Consider the following 5,968-nt stretch of genomic DNA (forward strand, 5'->3'; position numbering starts at 1 on the left):
CCGATCTAACTGATGAAACATAAATATCTTCTCTTATAAACATTGCTAATGGGCCACTCTTTCCTGTTGCCATAATATTCACTGTAGGAATTTTCTTTTGAGGGTAAATTCCACATCTTAAGGTACCACCACAGTTAATTACAGCACATGCTATTTCGCTATCTTTAACACCATATTTAAATCCGTCAATAAGCTCACATCCTGTTAATTCTGCAATCCTTGCAGCTACATCTGGTTTTGCTCCACCAGTGATATAAACTACCTTATTTCTTACATTAGTAGGCTCTACAATTATTGGACCACCCCAACCACCTGAACCTTTGCTTATTTTTACTTTTTTATATGACATAAAAATCTCTCCTCTCAAATTACTTTTACTTTAAGCTGAATAAGCTTCTTCATGACGAATATCTATAGCAGCTGTAAGTTTGATACCTTGTTGCTTTTCAACTATAGCAGTAGTAAAATCTGTAACCCATCCTCTAATAAAATTAGTAACCATACCGACTAAAAAATATCTAACAGCTAAATCTGCTGTTGAAAGTCCTAGTTGAATTATTCCATTTGCTATTCCAAGGAATATAAATAACTCTCCGGGATTAATATGTGGAAATACTCCATTCATTGTATGACATGAGAAACTAGATGCTGCATAATAGCTTGGCTTATATTTCTCCGGCAAAAATTTTCCTAATGATAATGTCATTGGATTTGCAAATATAAATGTTCCCAATACCGGTAATATTAAATATCTAGTAATTGGGTTAGCACCACATTTCTTTGCAAGAGATTCAATTCTGTCAGTTCCAACGAACTTTATTATGGCATTCATAACTACTAATAAAGCAATTAATAGGGGTATAATCCCAGTAGTAAAATCAGTGAAAACCTTAGCTCCTGCCCTAAAAAGATTCATAAACCATTCAGCACTACTTGCTAAAACTTGAAAAAATGTTGTCATTTAAAATACCTCCTTAATATCAATAATTACTATTACTCAGCTGCTCACTATTTAGGTTTGTCACTCCTCATACTACTGCTTGTAAGCAACATCTTTGCCTTACAATCTTATTGTATACTACAAGAATAAACAGATTAATACATATATTTTCATCATTAGCGTGAAAAAAATGAATTATCCTAAATTCAATAATAAAATAAACAAAAAAATAGTGGCATTAATTTTTCTGTTTTTGTAAACGAAATTAAAACCACTATAATTTATATTATATTTTTATGTAGCAACTCAAATACTATTAAACTTACTTATTATTACTGCTCAAATGCATAGCAGGTTGATAAAATAATTAATACATATATTTTCACTACGAATATGAAAAATATGAATTATTTAAAGGATTAATAAAAAACGATATTGAATTCTTAAATGAACTCAATAATGTTATTCTAATTTATGTAAGTTAATAAAAAGGTAATATAAATGCATATTAACTTTGCAAATTCTCTTCTTTCTTTATTTTTAAAATAGAAAGCCAACACAAAGTTGGCTTTCTATTTGTATAATATATACTTAAACTATATTATCCTTAGAACATCACTTGTCCACCAGTTATATTAACTGACTGACCTGTTAAATAATTTGCTTTTTCTGATGAATAGAAAGTTATTGCATCTGCAACATCCTTAAAAGAACATCCTCTCTTTAATGGCACCTTATCAATATAAACTTGTTTTACTTCTGATTCTTTTATTCCTAGCTTTACAGCATATTGTGGTAGAAGACTTTCAAACATATCAGAATCTAGTAAATTACCAAGCATCATTGAGTTTACTCTTATATTGTGTTCTGCTAAATCTAGTGCGAGACTTTGAGTTAATCCTACACCTGCAAACTTTGCAGCAGAATATCCTGTATTGTGCTTACTACCAACCTTTCCAGACTTTGAATTTATCTGAATGATAGCTCCTTCAATACCTTGATCTATCATTACTCTTGATACTTCTCTTGCACATAAGAAGTATCCTATAAGGTTTACATTTACTATCCAATTGAATGCATCTAGTTTAAATTCAGTTATTTTACTGCTCTTTGCAACACCTGCATTATAAACAAGTAAGTCTATTCTTCCAAGTTCGTCTACTACTTTATTCACCATATCTTTAACCTGTTCTTCATTAGTCGCATCTGCTGATATAGCAATACTTTTCTTATTTGTAATTTCAGTTATTTCTTTAGAAACCTTTGATGCATTATCATAATTTATATCAACAACTGCTACATCATATCCTTCTACTGCTAGGTGTTTTGAAAGATATTCTCCTAAACTTCTTCCTCCACCTATAACTAAAGCTACCTTTGACATATTAAAGTCCCTCCTTGAATTGCATTTATATTTTTATTTTTCGTTCATAAATCTAATTTACTATTTTGATATATAATATATTTTAGATATTTTAATTAATGGATATTTTAATTAATGGATACTTTAATTACGAATTACTTCAATTATCGTGCCTTCATTTAATGGAATAATTTCTTTTTTCTCTAGATAAAGTGTACCTGCAATACTTGCATCTGTTTCTCCACTAAACTTATAAGTTATGTGTCCTAAATTTCTTAAATTATCATTGACTAAACTACCCACACCTGTTATTAGGTATTGTTGTCTATCTATCTGCAGAATGTCATTTACTTGTATATAATCTAAAAGATTATTCTCTTGATGCATAAAGCAGTAATCTACTAATTCCTGTGGGGCATTGTCTTTAAATGTTATAAACATATCGTGTTCTAAAAAGCCTTCAGCTAAATCACCAACACTTGTTATAACAGTTCTATATATTGTATTCATTATAAAAATCCTTTCCCTCATACTATTTATATAGTCCAAAGCTTGCTAACCAAGCTATTATTACTACTGGAGCCCCTGTTAAAAATCTTGAATACAATACCGAAGGTACTCCTACTTGAACAGTATCTGACTCTGCTTCTGCTAATCCAAGTCCAACAGGTATAAAATCCGTTGCTGCCTGTGCATTGATTGCAAATAATGCTGGAAGTGCTAAGTGTGGTACAATATTTCCTTTTCCTATTTCAACACCAATTAGAACTCCTACTATCTGTGCTATAACTGCTCCCGGTCCTAAAAATGGAGATAATAATGGGAAGGAACAGATTAATGCTATAATTACTAATCCACTTATATTACCAGTTAATGGTGTAAGAAGGTGTGCAAACCATGTACCTGCTCCAGATGCATTGATAATACCAATTAATGTTGCAACAAAAGCCATGAAAGGTAATATTGTATGAATAACGGTATCTATAGTATCTCTACCTGCTTGGAAGAAGGTACTTGTTATTTTACCTATTCCAATACCTATCTTTGCAACTAGCCCTTGGCTTTGTTCACTTATCTTTTTACTTGTATCGTATGCCATTTTATACCCCTCCTTTTACTAATCTATAACTTGAACGTTTTCGGATTTAACTGATGAAACGTAAATATCTTCTTTTATAAACATTGCTAATGGGCCGCTCTTTCCTGTTGCCATGATATTCACTGTAGGAATTTTCTTTTGAGGATAAATTCCACATCTTAAGGTACCACCGCAGTTAATTACAGCACATGCTATTTCACTATCTTTAACACCATATTTAAATCCATCAATAAGCTCACATCCTGTTAATTCTGCAATCCTTACAGCTACATCTGGTTTTGCTCCACCAGTGATATAAACTACCTTATTTCTTACATTAGTAGGTTCTACAATTATTGGACCACCCCAACCACCTGAACCTTTGTTTATTTTTACTTTTTTATATGACATAAAAATCTCTCCTCTCAAATTAAATTATTTTTACTTTAAGCTGAATAAGCTTCTTCATGACGAATATCTATGGTAGCGTTAAGTTTAATACCTTGTTGCTTTTCAACTATAGTAGTGGTAAGATCTGTAACCCATCCTCTTAAGAAGTTAGTGATCATACCTACTAAGAAATATCTAACAGCTAAGTCTGCTGTTGAAAGTCCTAACTGTGTTATTCCATTTGCTATTCCAAGGAATACAAATAACTCTCCTGGGTTAATATGTGGGAATAATCCATTCATTGTATGACATGAAAAACTGCTTGCCGCATAATAGCTTGGCTTATATTTCTCCGGCAAAAATTTTCCTAGTGATAATGTCATTGGGTTTGCAAATATAAATGTTCCTAATACCGGCAATATTAGATATCTAGTAATTGGGTTAGCGCCACATTTCTTTGCAAGAGATTCAATTCTATCAGTTCCAACGAATTTTATTATGGCATTCATAACTACTAATAAAGCAATTAATAGTGGTATAATACCGGTAGTAAAATCAGCGAAAACCTTAGCTCCTGCCCTAAAAAGATTCATAAACCATTCAGCACTATTAGCTAAAACTTGAAAAAATGTTGTCATTTAAAATACCTCCTTTAATTTAAATACTATTATTGAGTGTTTCATTAGTATTAATCTTTTTTATTTCCTCACCTCCTTTAAATTAGCTATAGTATAAAATTTTCATTGCTAGATTTTAACATTATCGTCATTATCAAGGTTAAGTTAATAGATAAAATGTATCCCTTACCCTTTATTAAAACCTTTACATAAAAATGTTAAATAAATAGTCTTATCTTTTGATAATAACTTCTGCAAAAATCTATAAACTTATTAACTTGCTACAATAATTTTCAAAACAGTGATGCTTTTATTTAACTTGTTCTTAAAAGCATTTCTGTTCTGTAATCTTATTGTATAACTTGACTATAAAATAATTAATACATACTTTTTCATCATAAGTGTGAAAAAATATGTATCATGAAGTGTTAAAAATATCATAATAAAATATTATACTCCTTAAATGAATATAATTAAGGAGTATTCCTATTTGGTACAATTTATTAAACAAATAACTTATTCTTTCTCATTTTTTCATATAAAAATATATTTATTAATTCATCTAAAATTTTATTAATTTCCAATACTTTTCCGTTATGCAATGTTAAATTTCCATCTTTAACAAGATTATCTAATTCATTTCGTACATATTTTAATTCTTTTTCTACTGCACTTTGCATATTACACCTCATTCATAAATACTTATTTTTCATAATTAATAATTTTATAATCTTAATTCTATAATAATTTATAAAATAATTAATACACACTTTTTCATCGTATGAATGAAAAAAGTAAATTAATTATAATTGTACTGTATTAAAGTTTAATAATAAAACAAATAAAATCTGGGTATTTTTAGTCTATAACAACTTGAATTTATAATTATAAATAAATTTATCCTATAATTCCTCAATAAAAAAATAACATACTAAACTATATTACCGATTAGCATGTTATTTTTATTAGTAATTTATAATGTTATTCTAATTTCATAAAATATTATTTTTCTATTTATTTGCTTTAAATTATAATTTATTATATAATTTAAATTGGATATTTTAATTACGAATTACTTTAATTATTGTGCCCTTATCTAATGGCACAATTTCTTTTTTTCTACGTAAAATGTACTTGCAATACTTATATATATTTACTTGTATATAATATAAAAAAGTATTCTCTTCATAAATGAAACGGTAATCTACCAGTTCCTATAGAACATTATCCTTAAATGTTATAAATATATTATGTTCGAAAAACCCTTCCGCTAAATCACCACAACTATTATAACAGTTCTATATATTGTGTTCATGATAAAAATCCTCTCATTAATCATCTAAAATATAACTACTTATATAGCCCAAAGCTTGCCAACCAAGCTATGATCACTGTTGGAGCTCCTGTTAGAAATCTTGAATATAACACAGAAGGTACTCCTACCTGAACAGTATCTGGTTCTGCTTCTGCTAATCCAAGTCCAACAGGTATAAAATCTGCAGCTGCCTGTGAATTGATTGCAAATAATGCTGGAAGTGCTAAGTGTGGTGGAATATTTCCTTTTCCTATTTCAACACCAA

7 protein-coding genes and 2 pseudogenes are annotated in these 5,968 nt (G+C 29.2%); all 9 read right to left on the reverse strand.

Annotated features, from left to right (window positions below; genetic code table 11):
- Nucleotides 1-349 (reverse strand): PTS sorbose transporter subunit IIB (locus tag CPJCM30710_RS17185; RefSeq protein WP_212905369.1); only part of this gene is annotated, 349 nt, incomplete at its 3' end.
- 30 nt (nt 350-379) lie between these two features.
- The gene (srlA, locus tag CPJCM30710_RS17190) at nt 380-961 is read right to left on the reverse strand and encodes a PTS glucitol/sorbitol transporter subunit IIC (RefSeq protein WP_212905370.1); all 582 of its coding nucleotides are present in this window, start codon (nt 959-961) and stop codon (nt 380-382) included.
- A gap of 586 nt (nt 962-1,547) precedes the next feature.
- Complete coding sequence (srlD, locus tag CPJCM30710_RS17195) at nt 1,548-2,324, reverse strand: sorbitol-6-phosphate dehydrogenase (RefSeq protein ID WP_212905371.1); 777 nt, start codon at nt 2,322-2,324, stop codon at nt 1,548-1,550.
- A gap of 123 nt (nt 2,325-2,447) precedes the next feature.
- Nucleotides 2,448-2,813 carry a PTS glucitol/sorbitol transporter subunit IIA gene (locus tag CPJCM30710_RS17200; protein ID WP_212905372.1) on the reverse strand — a complete coding sequence of 122 codons (366 nt, stop codon included), beginning with the start codon at nt 2,811-2,813 and terminating at the stop codon, nt 2,448-2,450.
- A gap of 22 nt (nt 2,814-2,835) precedes the next feature.
- The gene (locus tag CPJCM30710_RS18290) at nt 2,836-3,255 is read right to left on the reverse strand and encodes a PTS sorbitol transporter subunit IIB (protein WP_407645010.1); all 420 of its coding nucleotides are present in this window, start codon (nt 3,253-3,255) and stop codon (nt 2,836-2,838) included.
- Between the two features lie 87 nt (nt 3,256-3,342).
- Nucleotides 3,343-3,792: pseudogene (locus CPJCM30710_RS18295) on the reverse strand (PTS glucitol/sorbitol transporter subunit IIB); the annotation flags it as partial.
- Nucleotides 3,793-3,827: 35 nt separating this feature from the next.
- Nucleotides 3,828-4,409 (reverse strand): PTS glucitol/sorbitol transporter subunit IIC, encoded by a 582-nt coding sequence (srlA, locus tag CPJCM30710_RS17210; RefSeq protein ID WP_212905373.1) that lies wholly within the window; start codon nt 4,407-4,409, stop codon nt 3,828-3,830.
- Between the two features lie 482 nt (nt 4,410-4,891).
- Nucleotides 4,892-5,068 carry a hypothetical protein gene (locus CPJCM30710_RS17215; protein ID WP_212905374.1) on the reverse strand — a complete coding sequence of 59 codons (177 nt, stop codon included), beginning with the start codon at nt 5,066-5,068 and terminating at the stop codon, nt 4,892-4,894.
- 670 nt (nt 5,069-5,738) lie between these two features.
- A pseudogene (locus CPJCM30710_RS17220) lies at nt 5,739-5,968 on the reverse strand (PTS glucitol/sorbitol transporter subunit IIB); the annotation flags it as partial.

Origin of the sequence: Clostridium polyendosporum, assembly GCF_018332455.1 — a bacterium.
Taxonomy (GTDB): Bacteria; Bacillota; Clostridia; order Clostridiales; family Clostridiaceae; genus Clostridium_AY; species Clostridium_AY polyendosporum.